The sequence below is a fragment of the Methylocaldum sp. RMAD-M genome (assembly GCF_017832375.1).
Taxonomy (GTDB): Bacteria; Pseudomonadota; Gammaproteobacteria; order Methylococcales; family Methylococcaceae; genus Methylocaldum.
On the sequence record NZ_JAFIBZ010000023.1, the window covers coordinates 15,748 to 41,338 of the forward strand.

Genomic DNA, 25,591 nt, shown 5'->3' on the forward strand with positions numbered 1-25,591 from the left:
ACTCTTCGTCAATAAAGGCTTAGAGTTGGACGTTCATATAGGCACGCATCAGCGTGCTTTTTGTTATCTTAAGACCAGGTTTTTTTGGGTTGGCCGATTAAGATGATGATGTGGGTTCGGCGTGTATGACGGCTCTAGTGAACGGCCAACCGACACGTTGTGTGGATTTGGCAGACCGTGGCTTCCAATACGGAGACGGGACATTCACCACGATTGCCGTCCGTCAAGGAGTCCCTTTGTTTTGGGCTTTGCATCTGGCTCGTCTGGAGCGCGACTGCCAAAGACTTCTCATTTCTTTTCCCGGGAGCGAATGTTTAGAGCCCGATGTACGGACACTCTGCATGACGCAGCTGGAAGGGGTGTTGAAGATACAAATCAGCCGAGGTATCGGAGGCCGCGGTTACCGACTGCCGCAACCGCAGCGGGTGACTCGGGTCCTGAGCATGCACCCCCTGCCCGAATATCCGCCCGAATTATGGAAAGTCGGTGTCGAGATACGGGTTTGCGGGAGCCGGTTGGGTATCAACCCCCGGCTGGCCGGCATCAAACACATGAATCGTCTGGAACAAATCCTTGCTCGTGCGGAGTGGGCTGCCGACGAGATTCGGGAAGGCATCATGCTGGATGCCGAGGGCTATGTCACCGAAGGCACGATGAGCAATGTTTTTCTGGTTAAGGACGGCACTCTGCACACGCCGAAAATCGACCGCTGCGGCGTCGCCGGGGTCATGCGTGGCATAACGATCGCGACGGCTCAGGAGAACGGGGTCGACTTCGTAGAGTCACGGGTTACGCTTGAGGAACTTTACGCTGCCGACGAGGTATTTTTAACAAACTGCGTAATTGGACTATGGCCCGTTCGCCGATGCGAGCATCGAACATATGGTATTGGGCCGATTACAGAAGAGATTGATCGATGGCTAAGGACGAAGGCGGAAAGCGAGTTGGCCGCAGCGTGCAACGGGCGATCGGGATTATCGTCATCGCTGCCAGTTTCCTGATCGGATGGTTGTGGATGGACTATCGAGCAGCGCTGGATAGGCCGCTAGGACTCGAGAGTCCAGCTTATTTCGAGATTGCTAAGGGCGACAGCCTGGCCCGCATAACAGCCAGACTTAAAGAGCAGGGAATTGTATCTAGCCCGGTATGGTTCAGATTTCGGGCCTATCTGGACGGTTCGGCCAGACATTTGAAGTATGGCGAGTACGAAATCCCGCCGGGGACGACGCTTCGGGAGCTACTGGCGCTGTTCGTCTCAGGCAAGGTCCGCCAGTACCCGATTACGCTTGTGGAAGGCTGGACATTCCGGCAGATTTTGAGCGCATTGGATCAAAGTCCCCCCCTAAAGAAACTTGCAACGGGTAAATCTCCGCAAGAGATCATGCAAATCATCGGGGCGCCCGATGAGCATCCGGAGGGACGTTTCTATCCGGACACTTATTTCGTGACCAAGGGCACCTCGGATATCGAGGTTCTCAAGCGGGCTTATCGAAAAATGCAGGGAGTACTGAACGAAGAATGGGCCAATCGTGCCGAAGGGACTACCTATGGTACGCCCTACGAATCATTGATCGTGGCTTCGATTGTGGAGAAGGAAACGGCCCGTTCGGATGAGCGTCCTCTTATTGCCGGCGTATTCACTCGACGTCTGGCCAAGGGTATGTTGCTGCAAACGGATCCGACGATCATTTATGGTCTGGGCGACAGCTTTACTGGAAATATCCGGAAGGAAGACTTGCTGAAAGATACGCCTTACAACACCTATGTTCGTTCGGGATTGCCGCCGACCCCCATCGCCAATCCGGGGCGCGATTCGATCCGCGCGGCCTTGCATCCCGCTGCGGGGGAGAGTTTGTATTTCGTCGCCCGCGGAGACGGCACTCACGTTTTTTCCGATAGTCTGGAAGAACATCGGCGCGCGGTCGAACAATTCCAAATGCGGCGACATGACTAGAGGAAAATTCATCACCCTCGAAGGCGGGGAGGGCGTAGGCAAAACCACCAATCTGGAGTTCATCCGAGATTATTTGCAAAGGCGCGGAATTAGATTTCTCGTCACCCGCGAACCTGGCGGCACCCCTATAGGTGAAGCCATCCGCCGGCTGGTGATCGATTCTCAAGGGATGTCGGCTCGGACTGAACTCTTGCTGATGTTCGCCGCCCGCGCCCAGCACATCGAAGAAGTCATCGAGCCCGCTTTGGCCAAAGGCATCTGGATCGTTTGCGATCGGTTCACCGATGCTAGTTATGCGTACCAGGGCGGTGGGCGCGGCATCGATAACGCGGTCATTCGATTTCTTCAAGAATGGTTGCAGAAAGGGCTGGAACCCGATCTCACCCTTTTGTTCGACGCTCCCGTGGAAGTCGGCCTCCAACGGGCTAAAGGCAGAGGCCAACTGGACCGTTTCGAAACCGAACTGCCGGCTTTCTTTTCCCGGGTCAGGGAAACGTATTGCGATTTGGCCAGACAATGGCCTCACCGCATCAAGCTACTCGACGCGACTCAGCCGCTCGAGGACGTGCAGGCGGAAATCGCAAGGCATTTGGATTCTTTGCGTCAGACCTGATGGGAACGGCGTCCAGCGGCATTCTCTATCCTTGGCTCGATGAGCCATGGCAAAAGCTGAACGCTTATCTGGCCTCTCAGAGGCTGCCACAGGCTCTCTTGATTCACGGTGTTGACGGGATCGGGAAAACGTATCTGGCCGAGATTTTCGCCCAAAAGCTGCTTTGCAAGCACCCGGAAATCTTTGCCTGCGGCGATTGTGCCGGGTGCCGGTTGTTTCTAGCCGGAACCCACCCGGACTTCCTGAGGATAGAGCCTGCAGAGCGGGGAAAGCCTATCGCTGTGGACACGGTTCGGCACTTGATCGCGAACCTTTCGCTCAAGCCGCAGTACGGCGGCTACCGCATAGTCGTGTTTTGCGCGGCGCATCAATTGAACATCAGTGCAGCCAATGCCCTCCTGAAAACCTTGGAGGAACCGGGTGAAAATACGGTAATGCTATTGCTGACCGATATGCCTTCCGCCCTGCCGGCGACTATTTTCAGTCGTTGTCAGCGTTTGCCGATCGCGCTTCCGGACGATGCGGTCGCCGCTCGATGGCTGGAGGAGCAAGGAACCGGCGAAGCTACAGCCGTGTTGCTGGCCGCTGCGAGGCATGCTCCATTAAAGGCGTTGGCGTTGGCCGAGTCGGATGTCGTGGAGCGCCGGAGGACGGCGTTTTCGGAGTACGTCGACGTGGCTTTGCGACGTCAAGAGCCAATAACTCTCGCGGAACGGTGGTCGACCTTGGCTTATGAGGATTTGGTCGACTGGATGGTTTCATGGACTATCGACTTAATCCGTCTCCGCAGCGTGCCGGACTCTCCGCGTTTGGATAACCCGGATTTGCGTCAGGGCTTGCAGGCCTTGGTCCGTCGACTACACTTGAAGAGCTTGTTCGGATTCCTCGACTTATTGCTGCAAGCAAAACGCGCGCTGAACGGTCAAGTCAACCGCCAGTTGCTTTTGGAGGAGCTTTTGATTCATTGGGCGCAACTCGGACAGTCGCCGCAAGCGGACTGGTATCTATCATGAGTGCAAGCGAAAACAAGGTACGCCAAGGCATTCTGTCTCTAACGATTCGGGATAAAAATGTTCTGTACTCCGCCTATATGCCGTTCGTCAAGAACGGTGGGCTGTTCATTCCGACGAACCGCAGCTACAGTCTGGGCGAAGAAGTATTCATGTTGCTGAATCTTATGGATGAACCCGAACGGATTCCGGTAGCCGGAAAGATTATCTGGATTACCCCTAACGGTGCGGAGGGTTCTCGCGCCGCGGGTATCGGCGTGCAATTCAGCGACGAGGACGGCGGGGCTACCCGTGCCCGAATCGAAAACTACCTGGCCGGCAGCCTCGAGTCGCAGCGGCCGACACATACGATGTAACTGCTGACGAACGACGGTTATATGACGCCTGGCTTCACTTTGAGTTCCGACTTCGGTTGATATCATCTACCTCGTTCGGCGACTGGTTTGCCCGGTTCCGACAAATATATTTCTACGCGACGGTTCTGTAACCGTCCGGCGTTCGTATCGTTCGAAGCCACTGGATAAGCCTCGCCGTATCCGCGGGTCACGATACGGTCCGGGCTGACGCCGTTTCTAAGCAAGAAATCCTGCACGGCTTGTGCGCGGCGCAGAGACAGCTCCTCATTATAGGACTCCGATCCGCGGCTGTCGGTATGCCCTTCGATGAGGACGTTGCGATCCGGGTGCTGTTTAAGCGTATTCACTAACTGATAAAGCTCTTGCTGAGCGCCCGGTTTGAGGTTGGCTTTATCGTATTCGAATAGCACACTGCCCAAGGTAACCATAAGACCACGCTCGGTCTGCTGGGCCTTAAGCGCAGAAAGCTCCTGTTGTAGAAGCAGCCTCTCGCGTTCGTCGAGGATTTGCTGGGTCTCGGACTCGGCTTTTCGGGTTTCGGCTATGGCCCGTGCGATCTCGACTTTCCTCTGGGCGATGTAGGCGAGATGGGTGGTTTCGTCTTCATCGTCAGCGTTTTCGGCCTGCCGCAGGGTTTCACCCGCCTCCGCGAGCGCGACTGGAGCATTTTGTGCGATCTCGACGTCTTGCTGGGCTTGCGAATACGACAGGCGAGCCTTTTCCAAGGATTCGTTCTGCGTGGCGCAGCCTGCGCATAGGGTGATTATGCCTAGCGAAAAGCAGCGAATCGCGAGTGAATAACGGAGATTATTGTCCGTCCTTGACATAGCGTTGCCTCCTTTAGAGATTCACGTCGTCAGTGCGCCGACCTCTGGTTTCCGCCTCGCGGCGCAGCTCTTCGATGGTTTGCTGGGCTTGCTGCGCCATTTGGCGGGCATTTTCCGACTGGGCTTTAGCCTCGGCCAACTGGGCGTCGATCTGGGCCTGCTCGGCCAGACGGCGCGCATCCTCGTATTTCTCGTCAGCCAAAGCCTTCTTGGCGCGTCCCAATTTATCCATGGCACGTTGTATTTCCGCCGGGGCATATTCCGACGCTTTTACCATCATGGCTTGGTTGAGAGCCGTATCCGCTGTCGAAATCGTATTGATGGGCGGAGTTTCGGATGCACAACCGAATAATCCCATAGCACTCAAACAGACGATAGAAATACCTGGCCGAGGTTTTGAAAATGCCTTGTAGATTCTCATGAGAAAACCTCCTGTAACATGAGAGTTGCGACTTTCAGAACTACTCTTATTCCCTGTCGATAAGCCAAGCGTTAAGTGCTCGCCGATACGATAGTCGGGCGCATCGGCCATAGGCTCGATCAAATGCGAGAAAAAATCGCTTCGCAGCCGGCAAGTTATCGGAAGTGTGTCATCGGGTAACGGGCTCTTTATTTTGCTCACAGTATTACCGGTTCATTTCCCGATCAGATTGCTAGCTTTCCGTTTGATATCGTCGGCACTTTGCTTGAGATCTTTGGCTCGTCGTTTGACGACACGTAACCAGTGTCGCGCCCAGGCGAATTCGATGCCCAGAATTGCCAGGCCTAAAGGGATGAGTAGAAAAGCTGGACCCGGCAATACGATTAAAGCGATCCCGATCAACACTACGGTAGATCCGACCACTCCGATGACCACGCGCCGCGCCACCTTATACGTTTTGACGAGGCTCGTGCGTGACATAAGTCCTCTTTTTCATTGATGAGCCGAGGTTTTGCTGAAACTTTTCAAGGTTTTGACCGGTCGGCGGTGGTTCAGTTTCTGAAGGCGAGCCGTATGACTGAACGATCTTGTCGTTCGCTTAGCAAGGCAGTAGGCATTTAGGATTATCCGATTGCCCTCAAAGAGCCGTTTTTTAGATCGTTAAAAAGCATCTCGATCACATAGATAAATCGTGACGAAAAGCAGCACAAAGACGGATGGTCAAGTGACGTCGCTAGAATTATCTCTGATCTCCAGAAAATAATATTCTTGATTGAACATTACGTTTAATCATTACGGAAAGGCCTCTTAGTGTGAAAGGCAAATCATGATTGAATAGGCATTCAATTCGGTTTTAAGATCGGCTGACCAATATATATCAATACTCATTAAGCCGACCTAAAAATAAGTCCCAGTTTTACTGAGCATGGATTCGGTACCTGTCCATCCGCGGGAAAGGGCTTGCCGGAGTCGAACCGGCCTTCCGGGGATATGAGCCCCGGCGCGCACCGGCGCCTTTGTTGGCTCCGCGGTCTACGTGGGGCATGCAAAAAAGAAGCCTTACCTATTAGATGGCGAGCTTGCTAATCTATCGCAAAAAAATGTAAAACTCCGTGAATATACTTATCTCTTAACTGTGACAAATGCCGCGAAAGTGGAATCGCCTATCGGCAGCATATCTCTTGGGAGGTACGATATGTTTCATAAAGTGACCAGCTCATTGGTTGTGTCGTATGTTTTTGTGAAGCACATCGGTTACGCTCGGCAACCCCTTATAGAGTCGTGTTTCTACTGCCTTTGCTTATGGCGATCGGTAGGCTTTCGAGTAGATTCTGGAGGGATATATAAAATGAAGCCTGCTGAAACCGGACAACCGCTATCAATCGACCTGTTATTATTTTGCATCCTTGATTTTGTTGAATGCCCGGCGCTGGTTGCCGATCTTGGTTTCCCCGTTTAAACCATGCCGGTCACGAAAGAGGGCGGTCTTCCGCGGCGGATCGGGAGATAAAGCAAGATAGCGCGGGAACTTAGACGCCATTTGAGCATCTATAGACGCTCGGTGATTGCCTCCTTTTCGGCGCCCATCTACAAGGGGAGGGCTTAGCCGGCGCTCTGTAGCAATGTAGCAATCCGATTGATTGGTCGATTGGAGGTGTGCAACAGATCGACTCGATTTAAGCTTCCCCACTTAAGGCCTATCCCCGTTGGCTATCAGTCCCGATCATTGCCGGATTTCTGATCGCCTGCGGAATCGAGGTATGAGTAGATTCATAGAGATACAAACCATGTGGGATAGTCTTCAAACATTAATTTCAGCTGACGGGCTCATGCCTCACGGATATTGCCTGCTATGGCGTCCTTCCTTGCTTTATCTGCATGTTTTTTCGGACGTCATGACGGCGCTGGCCTACTATTCCATTCCAGGCGCTTTGATCTACTTCGTCCTGCGCCGCCGCAATCTTCGCTTTCGCAATATTTTCTTGCTCTTCGGCGCCTTCATTCTCGCCTGCGGTACGACTCATTTGTTGGAAGCCTGGACGGTCTGGCAGCCGATCTATGAGGTGGAAGGTATTGTCAAGCTGTTTACTGCCCTGATTTCGGTCGTCGCTGCCGTTGTGCTATGGCCGTTGATCCCCCAGGCTCTCGCCATGCCCAGCCCGGAGGAACTGGAACAGACTAACCGGCGATTGATCAAGGAAATACAGGAACGCAAGGCGGCCGAGGAGAAGATTCGGCAACTGAACGCTAATCTGGAAGAGAGGGTTGCGCAACGCACGCAAGAGTTAATGCAGCTTAACCGCCAGCTTAAATTGGAGATTCAGGAACGCAAGCGGGTCGAAGACAGTCTTCGCGATGCCGATAGCCGCAAGGACGAGTTCCTGGCCATGTTGGGTCATGAGCTCAGAAATCCCTTGGCTCCGATTCGAAACGCCGTGCAGGTCATGCGCAAGATCGGTGTGGCCGATCCCAAATTGGCTTGGGCGCGCGATGTTGTTGATCGTCAAGCCGGCCATCTCACCCGGTTGGTGGACGACCTGCTGGATGTTTCACGCATCATCAGGGGCAAGATTACGCTGCACAAGCGCGCCATAACGGTTGCCACGGTTATCGAACAGGCTCTCGAAACCAGCAAGCCGTTAATCGATGCTCGTCATCACGAACTCGCGGTCTCGTTACCGGAAAAACCGGTGCAGATTTATGGGGATCCGGTGCGTTTGGCGCAGGTTCTCTCGAACATACTCAATAATGCGGCCAAGTACACGCCTTCTGGCGGCAAAATCAGGCTGACGGTGGCGCGTGAATCCGCCCAGGCGGTCATTCGTGTACGTGATACGGGTGAGGGCATACCGGCCCATCTGTTGCCGAGGCTCTTTGATCTGTTCACTCAAGCCGAGCGTACCATCGACCGCTCGCAAGGCGGTCTCGGTATCGGTCTGACGATCGTCCAAAAACTCGTGGAGTTACACGGGGGCCGGGTCGAAGCCAGCAGCGAGGGTCCCGGAAGAGGCAGCGAGTTCGTCATCAGGTTGCCGGTTTCCGAAGAACTTGTGGAAGTCGGCGCTAGCGGAGAATCCCCGTCCGCTACGTTGAAAAGCGTTCATTCATGATCGGCCGGTTTCCGCCCGAACTCGATGAGGGTTAGGGCCCAAGAAAATCGACCGCGAGAAACGCTGCCCACGCCAGTCCGTGGCAGACAATAATGCCCCACAGGATTATCCTGTAGCGGGTTTTCCGTATTTTATGGCGGAAATCGTGCTGCGCAAGGAGCGCCCCCGGCCAGCCTCCCATCAACTCTATCATGTGCATGTAAAATTCCGGTATGCGCCATTGGCCGGTTATCGCGTGTTTCTTATCCAGTCCATAAAGCATGATGGCCAGGACGCTCAGGAAAACGTAAGAAAAGAACGGAATCGGATTGTATGTCCGCCAGATCAGATAGCACGACAAGAGGATGGGCAACCCGATCAAGACCCAGAGAAATGGCGAACGCGGGGTGGCTAGAATACCCTCGGTCGGCTTTTTCACCGTGATATCGACGCCTTTGATCGCGGCGTAGGAAAGGCGTCTCCTGCCGGGAACGTCGCTTGCCACGTTGTAGAAAATGATGTCTCCGACCTGCGGGCGCCGGCTCGTACCCTCCTCGAGTACGCTGATATGGACGAAATAGTCGTCGCCGCCCATGGATGGACGCACGAATCCGAAGCCTTTGTCATCGTTCCAAAGGACAAGGACGCCTTCCTGCAAGCGGGAATCGTCGGCGACGACCCGCCGCTTGCGGCCGGTCGTCTTTCGTTTATTGAAGGGGGCCGAGGTCAATTCAATTTGCCTTGTAGAACTTTGGCATACGCCTTATTGTTACCTGTGTCATTTGTAATCGATTTTACATCTGCCGGCTCAAATCCGATTCGCGGATATGGCAAGGCCCGGCGCTTCCGAACACCGGGCCTCGACATCGCAGAATCCAAAAGGCTGGCTCCGGCTAATCCACGCGCACCTCAATCTTGCGCGGACGCAATTCGGCCCGCTTGGGAATTTTCAGAGTGAGCACGCCGTCCTTGAGTGTGGCGTCGATGTTGTTCGGTTCCAGTTCCGGACTGAGCGAGAAACTCCGGCGGTATCGCGTCGAACGGATGTCCGCATATAGCGCCTGGATGCCCTCCGGCATGTCGAAATGTGCATCACCCTCGATAAGCAGACTGTTCTTATCGACTTCTATATTAAGTCGATCTCTCGATACCCCCGGCATGTCGGCTACCAGCGTGATGCCCTCCGCATCTTCGCAGATATCGACCGGCGGGTTCAACACCACCTGACGCTCGGGTTTTTGGACGTCGGCGGACTGCCTTGTTGCAACATCTTGTGTCTCAGCCATGATGTTCTCCTTTTGCTCATTTCACTTCGATCTGCCGAGGCTTGGCCGCCTCGCGCCGTTGTACCCTGATGTGCAGAATGCCGTTCTCGCAGCGGGCTTGGACTCGATCGGGATCCACATCTTCCGGTAGCGTGATCGCGCGCCGGAACTCGCCGTCGAAACGCTCCTGGCGATAGTAGTTGGCATCCTCTTTTTTCGGCAATTTCCGCTCGCCGGAGACGGACAGCACGTTCTGCTGAATGGAGATGTCCAGTGTCTTGGGATCGACACCCGGGGTAAACAAGTAAACGTCCACCTCGTCGGATGTGGCGCCCACATTCACCGGGGGGAAACTGCCGCGAGTGGCGGATCTGATTCCAATCGGCCAAGACCAACGGCCGAATAGATCGTCCATCTCCCGCTCCAGGCGTTGGAACTCGTCGAATAAGCTGCTCTCGAATGGCGTGGGTCTGTTGAACATAGGTCATACCTCCTTTTAAGCGGTTCAAACTCTTGCCGGCTGAAAGAACAATGGGGTCTCGGCCGCGATTTTCAAGAGATTCGGAGCGAGCGGCATACGCCAAGCCTTTCTTCGTTTGGCCTGATCGGCGCAAGGGCTCGCGGGTTTCCGGCATTGCCTGGAACTTGCCTACGGACTAAGATCACGCTGCACCCCGAATGGATTTCAGGAGTTATTCCATGCGCTCGCACTATGGATGGGTACTTTCCCTCGTTTTTTTCATTCCTTCTGCGGCTCAGCCGGCCGGTCCGAGAGACGATCGTTTCCTCGAAGGCTACGCTTCGGCCGTGCTCGACATGCGTTTCGGGCTGAGCGATGCGAAACCCAGCGTGAAAAACGGTCGGCTGGTGCTCGATCCGGATCAACTCAAAGGACGAAACCCGCAAACGGTCGCTGACGCTCTGCGTGGCATAGAGGGGTTGCAGGTCGAAGTGGGAAGACCCGGCAGCGCGTCGATTGCGGTTAGCGAGCCGATCCCCGAAACCCAGCCGGCGTCATCTTCCGAAAAACTGACGCGCTATACGGGCTGGCTTCCGCCGGCCAAGGCTTTCGAGTCGCTGATCGCCGATCCGAAATGGCCGCGTTTCTCCGCATCCGTCCAGTTTTACCAGAGCGATGAAGAACTGAACACGGTCGGTTCCGCAAACTTCGGTGCGACGCTTCCGTTTTACGGATGGGAAGGATTGGGCGCCAGTTGGCAAGTCGGACTCCAGGCCGGCGTATTTTCGATTTTCAATCTGAACGCGAGTTCTACCGATCTGGTGAACTCCGATTTCTTCGTGGCGCTGCCGGTGAGCGTCAGAACCGGCCCGTTCTCGGCCCAGGCGCGCGTTTTCCACCAAAGTTCGCATTTGGGCGACGAGTACCTGCTGCGCAATCGGGTCGATCGCATCAATCTTTCCTTCGAGGGCGCCGATCTCTTGCTCTCCTGGAATTTCGGCGATTTCTTGCGCCTCTACGGCGGTGGAGGAGGGCTGTTCCGAACCGATCCGAGCGATCTCGAACCATGGTTTGTGCAAGGCGGATTCGAGTTGACGAGCCCCTATCCAGTATTTACCGAACTCTTGTATCCGGTCGCGGCACTGGACATTCAGGCTGCCGAAGGAGGCGATTGGGACGCCAGCTATTCGGCGCGTGCCGGCATCGAGTTTCGCAGCGCCTGGCTGGAGGGTCGGCGCTTGCAGTGGCTGTTCGAATATTTCAACGGGCGCTCGCCGAACGGCCAGTTTTTCGAAAGGCACATCGAGTATTTCGGGACCGGTCTCCATTTCTATTTCTGAACAGGAGAGACCCGCTGGGATCAATGCAGCCCCGTTTTTCCGGCAAACCAACGGGCAGCCTCCTGCGCTATATCCGAGGGAACGCTATGGCCGCCCTCGAATTCCCGGTAGACAACCTCATAGCCGGCCCGCTTCAGCTGCGGCACGATGCGGCGGCTGCATTTGTCGATAGGCAACACGGTATCGTCCGTGCCATGGGAAATGAAAACCTGCGGATTTCCGCGCTGTACGGTGGATATCATGAAGCCCGGCGAAAACGCGAGGATATGGCTGAACAAGTCACCGTTCATGACGCCCAGCGAGAGCGCATAAGACGCGCCGTCCGAAAAGCCGCCGATCGCGATTCGCGACGGATCGACCGCATAGTGGGTAAACACATGGCTCAAGACCCGATCGACCTGGGTGAGGTCTACCCCATACTCTTCGATGATCACATCCCAGGTGAATTCGTGCGATGCGGGCGCCGCCAGGATCAATCCGCAAGGATCGGCCAACTTCAAGAGAGGGGCCAAACCGTGCTGGGAATTGCCCCCGGCTCCATGAAACAACAACACCAGCGGAAGAGCGCGGCCTCCCCGATAGCTCTCTGGAATATAGAGATGCCCGCTACGTTTGGATTCTTCGAGTCTGAGCGGTAGCAGGCCGGTTGGGGCGGACTTCTTGATCTTTATCCGCTCCGGACGCGCCGAAAGATGTCCTATTTTGCTCATTGCGATACTTTTCCTTGAATGAAGATTCCAAGGTTCGAGTGACGCTCGGGTCCTTTTGTGAGCTCCAGCCGGTCGGATTCATCTCAGCGGAAATCCGATGCTCACGCCGGTACGCATATGAACCGGACCGTATCGGACACCTGGCCCGGAAATGCCGATACCGGCGTACGGCCTCACGCTGCTACAAGCGCTAAGTAATGGCGCAACGAGGATCAGCCCTATGATCAGGATGATCGGCCTTTTGGCTGCTTTCATGATCGGACCTCTTGCTTCATCGTGAAGGCGGTATTTGCTGAATGCCGAACATCGCTCCCGACGGATCGGTCATCACGGCGACCGTTCCCGAGCGGATGTCGGGGTGCGGAGCGATGAGCACCTTACCTCCGAGACTTTCCGCGCCGGCAACAGTTCCGGCGAGATCCGAGACTCGAATGTACGGCAGCCAGGCCGCTTGTCCCCCGGCCAGGGGCTGTCTTGCGAGTCCGGCCCTCGGAGTCCCTTCGCGCTTGAAGATGAGATACGGTTGCTTGCCGCTCTCGCGCGGCCACGAGTCGACTTGATATCCCGCAAGCTCATGGTAGAACCGTGTCGCCTTGTCGAGGTCCTCGGCCCACAATTCGTCCCAAAACCAGTCGTTTTCCTCGGGTTCGATGGGCTCGGGATCGCCCCATCGGGTACGGATTACCGTCAGCGGAGCACCGTCCGGATCGCGGATAACGGCGAAACGTCCCCGTTCCGGCGCGTTCACCGGCGTCAGCGGCACGGTTCCGCCGGATCGCTCGGCCAGCTGCACCGCGCGATCGACATTCTCGACCGAAAGCAAGCTAAGCCACTGATTCGCGGGGTGCGGCGGTTCGGTATCCTTAGCCACGAGACCGGAAATCGGACGTCCGTGGTTCCAGGCAATCGAATAGTCGAAATCACCTTGAGTGGAGTCGGTAAACCGCCAGCCGAACAGGCTTCCGTAAAAACGCTTGGCGGCGGGTAGATCGTCGGTCACGAGATCGTGCCAGACAAAACGGCCGGGTTGGTGGAGCCGCGTCTCGGTGGGCGAGATTGCGGGCAACTCGACCACACGGTCGGCACAGGCCGAAAAAAGTCCGAGCGAGACGATCAGCAGGACCGGGATAATGCTTCTACAAGTGTGTTTGAAAGGTTTGTATCTGATACGACGCATCACAAACTCCTGCCAAACGACCTATGGTGCTTTCGGATTCAAGGTGCTGCCTACGGCGGCTTCTTCTATCGGATGTGAAAACCCACTAATCCACCTTGACCAACAACGCCAGCGGAAAGCCCGAAAACAATTCCGTTGCCATCAGCGGGGCCGCGCCGCCAAGCGTTACCTGTTCCCGCGTGAGGCAGTGCGCATAAGTGCCGGCGACGGCAGGCGGCAGCGTCAGGCGGGTATCGTCCCAAACCGTCCCATCGCCCAGCGGCGATAAGGCGCCGTTGCCGAGGCGCAATATCCAGCGGGGCACCGCCACCAGCACCGTGCGCGAGCCGAAGCGGCGGAGAAACGCGCACAGGTGTTCGGCTTTTTTCCCCTCGGCTTCCAGCGGATGATAGCCGCCGCGGCGGAACAAATCCGGATCCTGTTGCCGCACTCGCAGCGTTTCCCGTGTGACATACAGCTTGATTCGCCCGTCGCTCATATCGCTTTGCATCTCACCGAGTTTCGGTGCGAGCTCCGGCGCAGTCAGTCCATCCCATGCCTTGATCTCGTTCAATAAAAGCTGTCGCCGCTCATAATCCACCGGCCGACGGTTGTCCGGGTCGACCAGGCTGAAATCCCACAGCTCGTTTCCCTGATAAACGTCCGGCACGCCGGGAACGGTGAGCTTAAGCAGGACTTGAGCCAGGCTGTTGTGCAAACCTGCGCGGGTGATGCCCGACAGAAAATCGCGAAAGTCGCGGAGAAATTCGTCCTGCTCTCCGGGAGTTACGAGTTTCCGCAGAAAATCCGAGACTGCCCGTTCGTAGGGTAAATTCGGATTCAGCCAACTGCTGAACAGCTTGGCTTCTCTCATCGCCTTGACCATGTAGGCTTCCAATCTCTGCACGTAGTTCCCCGCGCTTTCCGGGTTCAGCTCTCCCAGCGGCCAGGTTCCGACCAAAGTCTGATAAATCAGGTATTCATCGTTTCTCGACGGGGCCGGATCGCCGTCGACCATGCTTTTCTTCTTCCGGTTGAGCTCGCTCCAGTTACGGACGCGCGCTATCCATTCATCGGGAAGCTCCGACAACACGTCGATGCGGGCCCTCACATCCTCGGAACGCTTGGTATCGTGGGTCGAGGTGCTCAATAGGGAATGGGGCCAGAATTGGCTGCGTTCTTCGTTACGGCGATGAAAATCGGCGAGCGAAACGCCGAAATATCTGGGATCGCCACCGACTTCGTTCAAAGACACGAAACGGTTGTAGCGGTAGAAAGCCGTGTCTTCCATGCCTTTCGCCATGGCCGGGCCGGTCAGCTGCTGAAATTTCATCGCGAACGAGACGACCTGTTCCCGATACCGGTCGCTCTTGCCCTCCGCCAGAATCGTCAGCAGTTCGTCCCGGACGAAATCGAAGATCGTAAGGTCTCCCACCAGGCTTCGTTTTTTCGCGTGCTCGACCGCGAGCTCGATGTAGTTCCGATCGGTTTCGGATATCCCCCGGCCGGTTACGTAGGTTCGGTAGACCGGAAAACAAGCGATGATTTCCCGCAGTGCATCCCGCAGGCTGTTCAGGCTGTAATCGCGGGTGCGGCGGTCGCTTTCCGCGATCCGGCTCAGCCGGTTGGCGAGCACCGTGAGTTCGCTGGAAAGGGCGACCCTAAGAATCAAGCGCTTTGATTGGTAAAGCAATTCGTCGAAATCGACGGGAAAACTGCAGAAGGACCGGTAGAAGGCATCCAGCGCCTGCTCGGCCCCCGGCCAGATGAAGAGGCCGTTGACCAGGTTGGCGAAGTCGTAGCCGGTCGTGCCATGGACCGGCCATTGGCTGGGAAGGCTCTCGTCCAGAGCGAGGATCTTTTCGACCACGACGTAGAACGCCCGAGCTTCCGATGTGGCGGCGGCCTGGTCCTCGGATTCCGCGGTTTCCGTCCGGGTCAACGCCAGCACGCGATCTTGCAGCGCCCGGCAGTAGGCTCCCGGATTGTAAAGTCCGTCCGGATGGTCGATCCTGAGTCCCTGTATCTTTCCCAGGGCGATGAGGTCCAGGACGAACCGGTGGGTGGCCTCGAAGACATCCTCGTTTTCGATGGACAAGGCGGCCAGATCGTTGGTATCGAAGAATCGGCGATAGTTGATCTCGTCCGCCGCAACCCGCCAATAAGCCAGCCGGTAGGCTTGATATTCGAGAAGCTCGTGGAGCCGGTCGAAACTTGCCGGAACGCCGGGCATGCCGTTGAACTCGCTGACATTCTTGGCGATGAACTGCGAGATGTCCCGGCTGGCTGCGCACAGCCGCGCCAGATGCTGCTTGTGGATTTCTTTGTCCCGGTTGCGTTCGTTGCGCTTGTCCTTGCCGGTCTGCCAGCGGCCGGGCAGGTGGCTGAAAGCCGTTATCAGGCTCTGAAATTCCGCGAGGTGGGAATCATCCGGACTGAGCGCGGTTTTCAGCTGATCCAGCCGGTAAGCCAGAATGCGCGGATATTCCTTGGGATCGATCGGGAACCGGTGGGGCCCGTAGTAAACGGAGAAGGAACCCTCCTCGGCGTCGAAAGCGAGTTCCAGCTCTCCGCTTTCCAATGCGGTTCCGTACGGCGACCCCAAGGTGGGCAGCAGGACTTTGCCGCGCAGATAGTCTTTGACCGGCGACCAGTCGATATCGAAAAAATCGGCATGATCCGAAGCCGGTCCATTTTCGAGCACGTCCAGCCACCAGATGTTGTCGCTGCCCATGACGCCCATATGGTTGGGCACCATATCCAGAATCTGGCCCATGCCGCGCCGTGCGAGCTCGGACACGAATCGGTCGAAATCTTCCTGGCTGCCGATTTCGGGATTCAGTTCGCCATGATCGACGATATCGTAGCCATGGGTGCTGCCCGGCCGCGCTTTCAGATACGGAGACGCATAACAATGGCTGATGCCTAGGTCCTGAAGATAAGGCAGGATTTCCGTCGCCTGGCGAAAGGTGAAATCGCGGTTGAACTGCAACCGATAAGTGGCGCGCGGAATGGAAAAGCTGACGCCCCCGGCTATCGCCGTCTTGCTTTTGATCTGGGTTTTCGGAATTCCGCTGCGCCTTTCGGCCAAGGCGTGCAGCAAGGCGGTGACGGTATCTTCCTTGCGCCACTGTTCGAATTCCAGCGGCAGTTTTCGCCGCCAGTTCGGAAAATCGTCGGGCGCGCCGGGGATCACGAGCTGGTCGGCCTGCCCGAGGGCATCCTCCAGCCGCAGCAGCACGATGTCGGCCGCGGTTCGGGACAGCAGAAGATAAACCGCGCGCACCATGTCGGGCATCATATCGGGCACGGAAATCGGATGGATATTGATGTCGGCCGGCAGCAAGTCTTCCTGTTCCAGCGTGACGAGCAGGCGAGCGCGGGCGACTGCCCGGGCCACGACGGCGTCGTGGCGGGCATCTTCGGAGGCAAAGAGCTTCAATGCCGTGCGTTCGTCCAGATCGCGCCCGAGCCAGAATCCTCTGAGGGGTGGCTCGTCGATCCCGGACGTGACGATGGCCGATTCCGGCGCATATTCCCGTGTAGGCAGGAATTTTTCGGTCTTCCAGTGGGAGAACAGCGATTCGCAAGGCAGCACGCCCGCGTGTTTCAGCCGTTCCATGATGTCCGCCGGAACGGTTTCGCCGTCGGTCGCCAGCACCAGACAGCGATTGCGCTGGCTTTCCAGGGCAAGGATCCCCAGGAGGTCCTCGAAGGGAAAGGCGACATAGCTGCCGTCCTCGGAGCTCCCGCCGGCCGGAATCCAGTACTGCCGGGCCAAGTCGGTCACCTTGTGCACCAGCACGGCGCCGACATGTCGCATCGTCTGCCGCAGACTGGCGGTGAAAGGGCGGTAGGCCGCTTCTCTCAGACTCGGTGGTGTAAAGGGCGAAATGGTGGAGACGCCGCCGTCCGGGCAGGTTTCGGTCGGCGGCGAACCGAGCCGGATGCCGGGCGCATGGTAGGTTTGCTGCGACCAGACTTCCGCACCGCCCGCGGCGGCACTGAATACGAATTCCAGGCATAAGCCGATACTCAAGCCGAGCTCCGCGGCGCGGTCCCCGGCCGACTGGATTTGCTGTTCCGCCTGCCAGTAGAGATAGGCATAGTAGTCGAGCCCGGCGGCATTTTCGGCCGCAAAGCTTTGTACCTCGGGAGACGACGGATCCCTGAATTGCGCCGGCCAATCGGTCCACGCCGAATATCCGGCGCCCTCGCGGGCAAAGCGTTCGCACAGCGCGTCGAACAGCGACTGATGATAAAGAACGGGCCCGCGCGCGGACTGATAGGCGCGAAAGGCTTTTCCGCGTTTGGAAAGCTTCCGCAAATGCTTGTTGCGGAAATGAGCGAAGAGCGATTCCAGGATGCCGAGCTTTACCGCCGCCACTTCGGTATAGTCGATCAGCTCTTCGGCGCGCAGGGCGCGTAGCTGCGCCTGGAATTCCGGATCCGCGACGGCTTGCTGCACGGCCTCGGACTCGGCGAAGTCGGGAATGGCTTCGACGTCGAGGTACAGCACGTTGTAAAAAAGCCGGTTGGACGGCTCGTAAGCATTGCCGATTTCCGGCTTCACCGGTTTCAGGGCTTGGAGCGGACTCACCCGGATCATCGCCGCTTCATGCTCGGCGGCATAATCGACCAAGCCCTTGAGATCGGTAAAATCGCCGATGCCCCAGTTGCGTTGCGAGCGTACGGCGTGAAGAGCCAGCGATAATCCCCAGACCTTTTGTTTTTCTTGCAGAACCGGCGGGAGATAGCAGCGCTCAGGCGTCACGATAAGGCTCATGCTGCCTTTGAGATTTCGCTCCGCGTACTCGACCGTCAGTCGGTGATAGCCCAGAGGAGGCTGAACCGGCAGGGTGAAGGCGTAGCGCCGATAGCACTGGTCCTGAATCGCCAGCTCGCCGACCAGCGCCAACTCGGCCGGGCAGAAGTCTCCGTCCCATCGCTTTCCATCGTCGAGTTCCAGAATCCACGTCATGAGCACATGATCGAGCTGACGAGGCAATGTACAGACGATGACGCGGGAATCCTCGCCCTCGCGAACGACCTTGACCGGCGGCAGGATTCGAAGCCAATGCTCATATTCCAGCTCGGCCATGATCGCCGGCAGCCGTGCCTCGTCGCAGGCATCGATGCCCATGGCCGCCAAGAGTTCGCGCTTGGTGTCGGCGGAAACGCGGACCGTTTCGCCCCGTGAGTCGACGAACTCCGTCTCGATGCCGCAAAGGCCGCACAGCTGGTCGATCGCTTTAACGACGGGCATCAGTCTTACCTAATCATCTGTGCGGCCAAGAGCCGCGCCTTATTTCCTTCTCCCTTCGGGCAGAGGTATCTACACAAGTCTCCAAAGCCGTCATTCCGGCAGGGAAGGGTTGCGACTAAAGCAACCGTTTGCGATTGGATGCCGGAATCCAGAACACACGGATGTGAGAGGCCGTTGCCGTCCTTGGCGTCTGGACCCCGGCACTCCAATCGCAAACGGTGTCTTCGGGAGCACCGAAGCCACCCTTCCCTGCCGGGGTGACGAGTTGCGTCGATACCTTTACTCCTTGGGAGAGGGGTGGGTGAGGGGCTTGGAGAAAGTGGCCCGAAGGGCTGGATGAGGGAGAGCGCGCTCTCCGGTCGCATGAGAAACCAGGCCGTTGACCAGGCGGGTATCCGGCCCGAAGGCAAGCTGTCGGTAATGTCCGGGTCGCTGACGGCTAATGCCGGATCCGAGGAAAGATCCAAGTTCGACAGCGGTTCTTCCCCAAGATTGGATAAGAGGATCAAGCTGCCGCCGTCATCCAAGTTCCAGACGACCGAAAGCCCTCGTCCGCCCAAGATCGCGAAGCGTGAACAGCCGACGCGTATTTTTTTCAGGATCGGGACGATTTGCTCGCGGCGGACCGCCAGTAGGGATTGGTAGAACGACTGCCATTCCCGATGTTTCGGAATCTCCAGTGCGGCCCAGTCCAATTTCGAGTTGAAGAAGGTCGAGGGGGCGGAAGGATCGGGAATCCGTTGTCGGAGCTCCGGGGCGGCGAATCGTCCGAAGCGGGCGAATTCGTTGCGTCGGCCTTCCGTCACCGCCTGGGCCAATTCCGGTCCGAAGTCGCAGAAATATTGGAACGGCGTCGGACAGGCGAATTCCTCGCCCATGAACAGCAAAGGCGGGGAAGGCGCCAACAGCAACAGCGTCACCGCCGCTCGGAGTGGGCGGGTTTCCACCAGATCGGAGAGACGCTCGCCGAATGCGCGGTTGCCGACCTGATCGTGATTTTGCAGAAAGGGGACGAACGCGGTGGGCGGAAGATCGCGGCTGATTTCGCCGCGCCGGCGGTTGTCGCGATACGGCGAGGCTTCCCCTTGATAGGCGAAGCCTTCGGTCAGGGCGCGTCCCAAGTGTTTCAGGGGCGCGTCGGCATAATCGGCGTAATAGCCGTCGGTTTCGCCCGTCAACAAGAGGTGCAACGCATGATGCAGGTCGTCGTTCCACTGCGCGTCGTACTGCCGGGGCGAACCGTCGGCCTCGCGCGCGAGATAATGCGCGGCGTTGTCGTCGTTTTCCAGTACCAGATGGACGTGCCGGCAGCTTCCGGGGCCGGCGCGAACCCGCTCCGCCAACTCGTCCAGAATATCCGGACGCGAATCGTCGATGATGGCGTGAACCGCATCCAGCCGCAGTCCGTCCAGGTGATATTCCTCCAGCCAGTACAAGGCGTTGTGAATGAAAAAATCGCGCACGGTGCGGCAGTTCTCGCCGTCGTAGTTGATCGCGCTGCCCCAGGGCGTATGGTGCCGGTTGCTGAAGAACGGCTTGCCATAGACATACAAGTAATTGCCTTCCGGCCCGAAGTGGTTGTAGACCACGTCGAGGAACACCATGAGGCCCTTGTGATGAGCGGCCTGGACGAACTCCTTCAGATCGTCCGGCGTTCCGTAGCTGGCATCCGGCGCGAACGGTAGGACGCCGTCATAGCCCCAGTTCCAGCGGCCGGGAAAAGCCGCGATCGGCATCAGCTCGATCGCCGTGATGCCTAGCGAAGCCAGGTAGTCCAGCTTGTCTTGCAGTGCCCGAAAGCTTCCTTCCGGGGTGAAGGTGCCGACGTGCAGTTCGTAGATCACGGCTTCTTCCCAAGGCCGTCCGGTCCACTCCTCATCGGTCCAGCGGAAGCCGGCCGGATCGATCACCTGGCTGGCGCCGTGCACGTCCGAAGGATTGAAACGCGAGGCGGGATCCGGAACGGCGAGGCCATCGTCCAGCCGAAACCGGTAACGGCTGCCGGCCGCCGCTTCAGTTGTCATGACCTCGAACCAGCCGTCGGCTCGCTGCTGCATAGTCAAACGTCGCTCCCTCTCGTCCGTTCCGAGGATCAAGTCCACGCTCTTCGTTTGCGGCGCCCAGAATCTGAAGCGCACGCCGTCTTCCGTGATTTCCGTGCCGAATGGCATTGAGTGTTTTCGAATCATCGTCGATTTGGATGTTTCCCTTCGAGTTATCCGGTAATAGGCTGGGATAGGCGGCAGCGTTCCCGGCAAACGGCTGAGTTGTTGTCTTGGCCAACCGAGTCGATAAGGAGTCGCTGACGCGACGGTTGTTTTGAATGTGGGTTTCCGAACCCACGGTCGGGATACTTTCTTTTGCTTGGCCAAAAGAAAGTATCCAAAGAAAAGGCCACCCGATTGCCGCTTGTCTCCTCCGCTTCTCGCTTTCGTCGGGAGGCGATCAAAGGGACTCCTGTCCCTTGATCGCCGCGATTCATCCATGAATCGCCCCTCCGGGTTATTCCCGCCGAAAGCTGCGGTGCTCGGCGCGGCAAACGGGAGTTAGAGTAATTTAAAAATTGACTGTGGGCGTTTTTTGCCCCGTATGGTGCGCCCGAGCATCGACGCCTTGAGCCGGAACCGCCCGAAGGGGCGCGGCACGATGCCGCGCGGCAACAAAGGCACATGGAAGTGCCTTTTGTTGCCCCCGGCTCAAGGCGTCGACGCGCAGGATCAGCGCGCCATCCGGGTGTCCTTTCTTTTGGGTCCTTTTCTTTGGACAAGCAACGAAAAGGACCTCAGCTGTGGGTCCGACAAACCGGCAGGACAGCCGGTTTGCACGGCTTCGCCGCCCGATAGGGCGAGGCCTAAGGATAGGCCGAGTGAAACCCACATTCAAAACAACCGTCGCGTCAGCGACTCCTTACCATCGAATCGGTTGCTACAGCGAACTCAGCCGTCGGGAACGCTGTGTCCTTCAACCGGGCTCTGCGTTCCCGGCCAACACCACCGATTACTGCCCTCTAACTCGAATCGCCCCCGCCAGCTCGATGCGTTCTCCCGCGGCGTGCAGCACGCTCACCATCAGGGTCAGGTATTCCCGAAGGTGGCGGGTGATCAGGAAGTTTTCGCGTACGAACTCCCGCGCTTTATGGCCCATTTCCTCGATTTTGTGCCGGTCGTGGAGCAGGTAACGGATGCGCAGGGCCGCGCCTTCCGGGGTATTGACCAAAAAGCCGGTGTGATGGTCGATCACCTGGAGCCGAATACCGCCGGTATCTCCGCCGATGACCGGTTTGCCCTTCCATAAGGCTTCGGTGACCGTCAGGCCGAAGCCCTCGCGAAGCGATTTCTGCACCACCAGATCGGCAGCCCGCTGCAATGCATTGATGGTGCGGTGGGCGTCGGGCGGAAGGAGCAGGACATGTACATCGGAGTCGCCGTTCGCCGCCTGCCGCGCTTCGGCCAAAACGGCGTCTCCTTCGGGATCGTCGGTAGCGGAACCTCCGGCCAGAACCAGCTGAATGTCCCGCAGGAAATGCTTGGCGATTCGGTATGCTTCAATTACGCCTACCGGGTCCTTGAACTGGTCGAAGCGAGAGACCTGAACGATGATGGGGCGCGTCCGGTCGATACCGAAGCGCTCGCAGACGCTGTCGATCTCGTCGTCCGGCAGATCGACATTCTTGTCGCTCAAGGGATCGATGCTGGGCGGAATCAGGTATTGCGAGTGGGGCAGGGGCTGCACGAACGCGGCGAGCGAGAAAACGCTGGCGTCATAGCCGGCGACGAAGCCGCGGAGATAACGCCAGATTACGCGGTTCGGCCGATTGATATCGATATGGCAGCGCCAGATCCATTTGCCCTTGCGCTCGGGAATATATCTCAGCAGCGGAGCGGGCTGCGGATCGTGAATGAAAACGATGTCGGCATCGCTTAGAATCGGGCGCAGCTGTTCGGCGTTAAAGGCGTTGGTCTCTTCGAAGTTCCGCAGCCAGTCGTTGGGCATGTTCACCATTTTGCCCTGGAGACCATTGTGAAAACTCTTGGTGCATTGATAAAACACCGCATTGCCGGTGATCACTTCCCAGTGGGTTTCGATTCCGAGCTCCCGCATCAGCGGCACGTGTTTTTCCAGAATCTCCGCGACGCCGCCGCCGAGCCGGGTCGAGTTGACGTGGACCACGCGTTTGTCCCGCAGCGTTCCCGCGAGCTGATGCAGCTGATCGATGACATCCTGACCGACGACCTCGGCGTACGATTCCAACAGATTAGCCACGGCCCACCTCGCACAGGCAGCCGGAGAACACGCGCGCCAATTCTTCGCGGAGACTGGTCAGCGAGGTAAAGTAGGGATCGATCTTGGCCAGACATTGACAGAGGCTTTCATAGCGCCCGTCGAAAGACTCCAGCCAGTTCCGAAAGTCATCCAGCCGGTTCTCGTTGCGCCGCTTGGCGTCGATGAAGTGATAGAAAATGCTGCTTACCGACATTTGTCCGATCCGGGCGGCAAGCTTCTCCGGGGTGAAAAACTGGAGATCGGTGCGAAAAACGACGGTGAGCGCCCGAATAAACTCGAACTGCTGATCCGGTTGCGCCCATGCCAGAACCTCGCGTTCATCCAGCCGCTGCTCGATGATCTCGATCAGCTCCTGGCGCAATTCGTCGAGCGTGTCATAGCTGTTGGGATCGACGACACTCAGGCGCTCGGCGAGCACCTTGTCGTGCAAAGCATGCCTGGACCAGGCGGCGAAGTCGTTGCTGTATTCGGGCTCGTCGAAGCGGGGATGGAGCAGATTGCCCCAGAAGTGAAAATAAATGCTCCCGGGATGAATAGCCAATAGCTGATCGCGCAGTTCCTTAAGGTTCTGTGCCCGTTTACCGGTCGCGATAGCCAATAGGGCGCAATCATTGACTATGAAAGGCATCGATCCGCTGGCGACGTTCTCCATGGCGATCTCTGGCTTGCCCATCGTTTGCGTACAATTCTCGAGCACCATAGCCAGCTTGGCGGTATTTGTAAATCCGTGAAAGTCGGGGTATGTCTTTTCAGCATCGGCAGGCCGGGAATAACACCTTTTCCCGCTGCGCGACGGGATAACGCAGTGGATTTGACACGCCCGTTCGTTGTCCCTGTGTTACAGTTTTAATCCTACGTACCGGTTCGTTGACAAGGCCTGGTTCGGGGAGTTTAAGCGCATGCTGGGGAGACGACACGATGTCGAACAATACGGACAAGACCACGCTGAGAGAGAATGCCGAAGCCGAGCTCGACAATAAGCTTGAACCGGCCGCACCTACGGACGTCGATGAGCAAACTCCGCAGCAGGAGCGTCAATCGCTACACGAGTTTCAAGTCCGCGCGCTGGAATTGGAAGCCGAAAACCGGAAGCTGAAGGAGGCGCTGGAGGCGCTGGAGGAGTCCCGCGACCACTACGCAAACCTTTTCGATTTCGCTCCGGCGGGTTATTTGACCTTGGATGAACACGGCGTGATCAAGGAGATCAATCTGACCGCCGCCGGCATGCTGGCACGGGAGCGCCCGGCCCTAATCGGGCTTCCGTTCGTTCGCTTTATCGCCAAGGCAGATCAAAAAAAGTTTTCGAATCACCTTTCGCAAAGTCGATGCGAGCGGCGGAGCCTCACCACGGAGCTCCGTCTAGTCGGAAAGGGCGGTTGGCATCTTCCGGTGGAAATGCATACCTCATCGATGCGGGATAGCCGACACTATGTGTTTTACCGCACGGTGCTGACCGACATCAGCGAACGCTTGCTGGTGCGAACGGCCTTGGATCAGTCGCGCCGGCAGCTCGAACAGAATGTTTCGGAACGGACGGCCGCTCTGCAAGAGAATCGGCAACTGGAGGCCGAGGTCGCCGAACGGAAGCGGCTGGAAGCCGAGTTGCGGCAACGCATGCAAGAACTGGCCGATGCGGACCGGCACAAGGACGAGTTCATGGCCATGCTGGCGCACGAACTGCGCAATCCCCTGGCGGCCATCGTCAATGCGACCGAGTTGATGCGACGCAAGCCTTCGGGCCATCAGCACCTGTATGACTGGGCCTGCCGGGTGATCAAAGATCAGACCGCGCATCTCGCCCACCTTCTGGACGACCTGCTGGACGTGGCGCGGGTCACGCAGGGAAAGATCGTATTGGACCAGGCGACAATCGATCTGAGGACCGTCGTGTCCCAAGCGGTCGAAGCCAATCGGGCCCTGCTCGAGGATCGCCGGCATCGCCTGAACGTGCGTGTTCCGCCCGAGCCAGTTTGGGTGCAGGGCGATAGCACGCGTTGCGTCCAGATCGTCGGCAATCTGATTCACAACGCCGCCAAATTCACCGAGGTGGAAGGCGAGATCGAGGTCGTCCTCGACACCGAAGCCGACGATGCCGTGGTGCGGGTTCGCGACAACGGCACCGGCATTTCCACCGAACTCTTGCCCCGGATTTTCGAGCCGTTCACCCAGGAAGACCGCTCGCTGGCCCGTTCACGCGGCGGCTTGGGAATCGGTCTGTCGCTGGTCAAGAAACTGGTGGAGCTCCATCACGGCCGGGTGGAGGTGGCCAGCCAAGGCCCCGGTCAGGGCAGCGAGTTCACGGTCCGCTTGCCGTGGATGAAAACGCATTCGTCCAGCCGGAAACACAGCGAGAAGGTCCAAGATTCAGGTTTGTCCGCGGCCGATCAATATGTCCTGGTGGTCGACGACAATGTGTCATCGGCCGATTCCTTGTCGACCCTGCTCGAGGCGTATGGGTATCAGGTTCAGGTCGCCTACGACGGCAAGGAGGCGCTCGACCGGGGCAGGGAGCGAGCGCCCGATGTCGTGCTGCTGGATATCGGTATGCCGCAGATGGACGGGTATGAAGTGGCTCGGCGCATGCGGGAAGATCCACGGCTCACGGGAACGCGCTTGATCGCGATCTCCGGCTATGGCCAGGAAGAGGACCGGCAGCGCTCGCGCGAAGCCGGCTTCGACCACCATCTGGTCAAGCCGGTGGACATCGATGTCTTGCTGGATTTGCTCGGCAGCAGGCAGCCGTAGGTCGACAATCCTTTGTCGACAGATTTCGTAGGGTGGATTAGGCGCACTCCGGCATAGGCTGGATGTTGAACACCGCGTTCTGCGTGCGCCGTAAC

21 protein-coding genes are annotated in these 25,591 nt (G+C 57.7%); 8 read left to right on the plus strand and 13 right to left on the minus strand.

The features are described 5' to 3' along the window. Positions 1-125 precede the first annotated feature (125 nt). The 5 genes from pabC to JOD69_RS18180 are packed head-to-tail and all read left to right on the plus strand — an operon-like array spanning position 126 to position 3,933. Positions 126-1,001 (plus strand): aminodeoxychorismate lyase, encoded by an 876-nt coding sequence (gene pabC, locus JOD69_RS18160; RefSeq protein ID WP_077729284.1) that lies wholly within the window; start codon positions 126-128, stop codon positions 999-1,001. Further along, positions 917-1,954: an endolytic transglycosylase MltG gene (mltG, locus tag JOD69_RS18165; RefSeq protein WP_086133095.1), complete on the plus strand. Its 1,038-nt coding sequence runs from the start codon at positions 917-919 to the stop codon at positions 1,952-1,954. Before pabC ends, mltG begins: the two co-directional genes overlap by 85 nt. Further along, positions 1,947-2,567, plus strand: coding sequence for a dTMP kinase (tmk, locus tag JOD69_RS18170; protein ID WP_086133096.1), 621 nt, complete (start codon positions 1,947-1,949; stop codon positions 2,565-2,567). Before mltG ends, tmk begins: the two co-directional genes overlap by 8 nt. After that, positions 2,567-3,580 carry a DNA polymerase III subunit delta' gene (locus JOD69_RS18175; RefSeq protein WP_168183710.1) on the plus strand — a complete coding sequence of 338 codons (1,014 nt, stop codon included), beginning with the start codon at positions 2,567-2,569 and terminating at the stop codon, positions 3,578-3,580. The genes tmk and JOD69_RS18175 overlap by 1 nt, the downstream gene beginning before the upstream one ends. After that, positions 3,577-3,933: a PilZ domain-containing protein gene (locus JOD69_RS18180; RefSeq protein ID WP_077729288.1), complete on the plus strand. Its 357-nt coding sequence runs from the start codon at positions 3,577-3,579 to the stop codon at positions 3,931-3,933. The genes JOD69_RS18175 and JOD69_RS18180 overlap by 4 nt, the downstream gene beginning before the upstream one ends. A 62-nt stretch (positions 3,934-3,995) precedes the next feature. Here the strand turns inward: JOD69_RS18180 and JOD69_RS18185 are convergent, their stop codons facing one another. The 3 genes from JOD69_RS18185 to JOD69_RS18195 form a co-directional block, all read right to left on the minus strand. Continuing rightward, on the minus strand, positions 3,996-4,760 hold the full coding sequence (locus tag JOD69_RS18185) for an OmpA family protein (RefSeq protein WP_086133098.1): 765 nt from the start codon (positions 4,758-4,760) through the stop codon (positions 3,996-3,998). Positions 4,761-4,773: 13 nt separating this feature from the next. Then, positions 4,774-5,292, minus strand: coding sequence for a DUF4398 domain-containing protein (locus tag JOD69_RS18190; protein WP_139840988.1), 519 nt, complete (start codon positions 5,290-5,292; stop codon positions 4,774-4,776). A gap of 102 nt (positions 5,293-5,394) precedes the next feature. Next, a complete protein-coding gene (locus tag JOD69_RS18195; RefSeq protein WP_077729291.1) occupies positions 5,395-5,661 on the minus strand; it encodes a PGPGW domain-containing protein in 267 nt (88 codons plus the stop codon). Between the two features lie 1,280 nt (positions 5,662-6,941). On the opposite strand from JOD69_RS18195, the gene JOD69_RS18200 reads away from it, so the two are divergent. Next, complete coding sequence (locus JOD69_RS18200) at positions 6,942-8,291, plus strand: HAMP domain-containing sensor histidine kinase (protein WP_086133099.1); 1,350 nt, start codon at positions 6,942-6,944, stop codon at positions 8,289-8,291. A 31-nt stretch (positions 8,292-8,322) separates the two neighbouring features. On the opposite strand, the gene JOD69_RS18205 is transcribed toward JOD69_RS18200, so the two are convergent. From JOD69_RS18205 to JOD69_RS18215, 3 genes are all read right to left on the minus strand, one after another. Next, complete coding sequence (locus JOD69_RS18205) at positions 8,323-9,000, minus strand: DUF1294 domain-containing protein (protein WP_086133100.1); 678 nt, start codon at positions 8,998-9,000, stop codon at positions 8,323-8,325. Between the two features lie 163 nt (positions 9,001-9,163). After that, positions 9,164-9,556: an Hsp20/alpha crystallin family protein gene (locus tag JOD69_RS18210; protein ID WP_077729294.1), complete on the minus strand. Its 393-nt coding sequence runs from the start codon at positions 9,554-9,556 to the stop codon at positions 9,164-9,166. A 16-nt stretch (positions 9,557-9,572) separates the two neighbouring features. Then, entirely contained in the window at positions 9,573-10,016 is a 444-nt protein-coding gene (locus JOD69_RS18215; RefSeq protein ID WP_086133101.1) for an Hsp20/alpha crystallin family protein, read from the minus strand. A gap of 218 nt (positions 10,017-10,234) precedes the next feature. Here JOD69_RS18215 and JOD69_RS18220 point away from each other — a divergent pair, with 218 nt between their 5' ends. Beyond that, entirely contained in the window at positions 10,235-11,335 is a 1,101-nt protein-coding gene (locus JOD69_RS18220; RefSeq protein WP_168183711.1) for a DUF1207 domain-containing protein, read from the plus strand. A gap of 20 nt (positions 11,336-11,355) precedes the next feature. Here the strand turns inward: JOD69_RS18220 and JOD69_RS18225 are convergent, their stop codons facing one another. From JOD69_RS18225 to JOD69_RS18255, 7 genes are all read right to left on the minus strand, one after another. Further along, positions 11,356-12,045 (minus strand): phospholipase, encoded by a 690-nt coding sequence (locus JOD69_RS18225; protein ID WP_086133103.1) that lies wholly within the window; start codon positions 12,043-12,045, stop codon positions 11,356-11,358. Positions 12,046-12,123: 78 nt separating this feature from the next. Next, entirely contained in the window at positions 12,124-12,300 is a 177-nt protein-coding gene (locus tag JOD69_RS18230) for a hypothetical protein (RefSeq protein ID WP_208110108.1), read from the minus strand. A 16-nt stretch (positions 12,301-12,316) separates the two neighbouring features. Then, positions 12,317-13,222: a VOC family protein gene (locus tag JOD69_RS18235; protein ID WP_077729298.1), complete on the minus strand. Its 906-nt coding sequence runs from the start codon at positions 13,220-13,222 to the stop codon at positions 12,317-12,319. Positions 13,223-13,307: 85 nt separating this feature from the next. Continuing rightward, positions 13,308-18,467 carry a malto-oligosyltrehalose synthase gene (treY, locus tag JOD69_RS18240; protein WP_086133104.1) on the minus strand — a complete coding sequence of 1,720 codons (5,160 nt, stop codon included), beginning with the start codon at positions 18,465-18,467 and terminating at the stop codon, positions 13,308-13,310. A gap of 5 nt (positions 18,468-18,472) precedes the next feature. Beyond that, entirely contained in the window at positions 18,473-20,638 is a 2,166-nt protein-coding gene (gene treZ, locus JOD69_RS18245) for a malto-oligosyltrehalose trehalohydrolase (RefSeq protein WP_086133105.1), read from the minus strand. A gap of 826 nt (positions 20,639-21,464) precedes the next feature. Then, positions 21,465-22,730, minus strand: coding sequence for a glycosyltransferase (locus tag JOD69_RS18250; protein WP_077729301.1), 1,266 nt, complete (start codon positions 22,728-22,730; stop codon positions 21,465-21,467). After that, entirely contained in the window at positions 22,723-23,451 is a 729-nt protein-coding gene (locus JOD69_RS18255; RefSeq protein ID WP_245245669.1) for a DUF5752 family protein, read from the minus strand. Before JOD69_RS18255 ends, JOD69_RS18250 begins: the two co-directional genes overlap by 8 nt. Positions 23,452-23,669: 218 nt before the next feature. Here JOD69_RS18255 and JOD69_RS18260 point away from each other — a divergent pair, with 218 nt between their 5' ends. After that, positions 23,670-25,496 carry an ATP-binding protein gene (locus JOD69_RS18260; RefSeq protein WP_086133106.1) on the plus strand — a complete coding sequence of 609 codons (1,827 nt, stop codon included), beginning with the start codon at positions 23,670-23,672 and terminating at the stop codon, positions 25,494-25,496. Positions 25,497-25,591 lie beyond the last annotated feature (95 nt).

What these genes read in the sequence shown, in the direction of transcription:
- pabC (WP_077729284.1), top strand. Translation starts at nt 126, where the DNA reads ATGACGGCTCTAGTGAACGGCCAACCGACACGTTGTGTGGATTTGGCA.
- mltG (WP_086133095.1), top strand. Translation starts at nt 917, where the DNA reads ATGGCTAAGGACGAAGGCGGAAAGCGAGTTGGCCGCAGCGTGCAACGG.
- tmk (WP_086133096.1), top strand. Translation starts at nt 1,947, where the DNA reads ATGACTAGAGGAAAATTCATCACCCTCGAAGGCGGGGAGGGCGTAGGC.
- JOD69_RS18175 (WP_168183710.1), top strand. Translation starts at nt 2,567, where the DNA reads ATGGGAACGGCGTCCAGCGGCATTCTCTATCCTTGGCTCGATGAGCCA.
- JOD69_RS18180 (WP_077729288.1), top strand. Translation starts at nt 3,577, where the DNA reads ATGAGTGCAAGCGAAAACAAGGTACGCCAAGGCATTCTGTCTCTAACG.
- JOD69_RS18185 (WP_086133098.1), bottom strand. Translation starts at nt 4,760, where the DNA reads ATGTCAAGGACGGACAATAATCTCCGTTATTCACTCGCGATTCGCTGC.
- JOD69_RS18190 (WP_139840988.1), bottom strand. Translation starts at nt 5,292, where the DNA reads ATGGCCGATGCGCCCGACTATCGTATCGGCGAGCACTTAACGCTTGGC.
- JOD69_RS18195 (WP_077729291.1), bottom strand. Translation starts at nt 5,661, where the DNA reads ATGTCACGCACGAGCCTCGTCAAAACGTATAAGGTGGCGCGGCGCGTG.
- JOD69_RS18200 (WP_086133099.1), top strand. Translation starts at nt 6,942, where the DNA reads ATGAGTAGATTCATAGAGATACAAACCATGTGGGATAGTCTTCAAACA.
- JOD69_RS18210 (WP_077729294.1), bottom strand. Translation starts at nt 9,556, where the DNA reads ATGGCTGAGACACAAGATGTTGCAACAAGGCAGTCCGCCGACGTCCAA.
- JOD69_RS18215 (WP_086133101.1), bottom strand. Translation starts at nt 10,016, where the DNA reads ATGTTCAACAGACCCACGCCATTCGAGAGCAGCTTATTCGACGAGTTC.
- JOD69_RS18220 (WP_168183711.1), top strand. Translation starts at nt 10,235, where the DNA reads ATGCGCTCGCACTATGGATGGGTACTTTCCCTCGTTTTTTTCATTCCT.
- JOD69_RS18225 (WP_086133103.1), bottom strand. Translation starts at nt 12,045, where the DNA reads ATGAGCAAAATAGGACATCTTTCGGCGCGTCCGGAGCGGATAAAGATC.
- JOD69_RS18230 (WP_208110108.1), bottom strand. Translation starts at nt 12,300, where the DNA reads ATGAAAGCAGCCAAAAGGCCGATCATCCTGATCATAGGGCTGATCCTC.
- JOD69_RS18235 (WP_077729298.1), bottom strand. Translation starts at nt 13,222, where the DNA reads ATGCGTCGTATCAGATACAAACCTTTCAAACACACTTGTAGAAGCATT.
- treY (WP_086133104.1), bottom strand. Translation starts at nt 18,467, where the DNA reads ATGCCCGTCGTTAAAGCGATCGACCAGCTGTGCGGCCTTTGCGGCATC.
- treZ (WP_086133105.1), bottom strand. Translation starts at nt 20,638, where the DNA reads ATGCCATTCGGCACGGAAATCACGGAAGACGGCGTGCGCTTCAGATTC.
- JOD69_RS18255 (WP_245245669.1), bottom strand. Translation starts at nt 23,451, where the DNA reads ATGGTGCTCGAGAATTGTACGCAAACGATGGGCAAGCCAGAGATCGCC.
- JOD69_RS18260 (WP_086133106.1), top strand. Translation starts at nt 23,670, where the DNA reads ATGTCGAACAATACGGACAAGACCACGCTGAGAGAGAATGCCGAAGCC.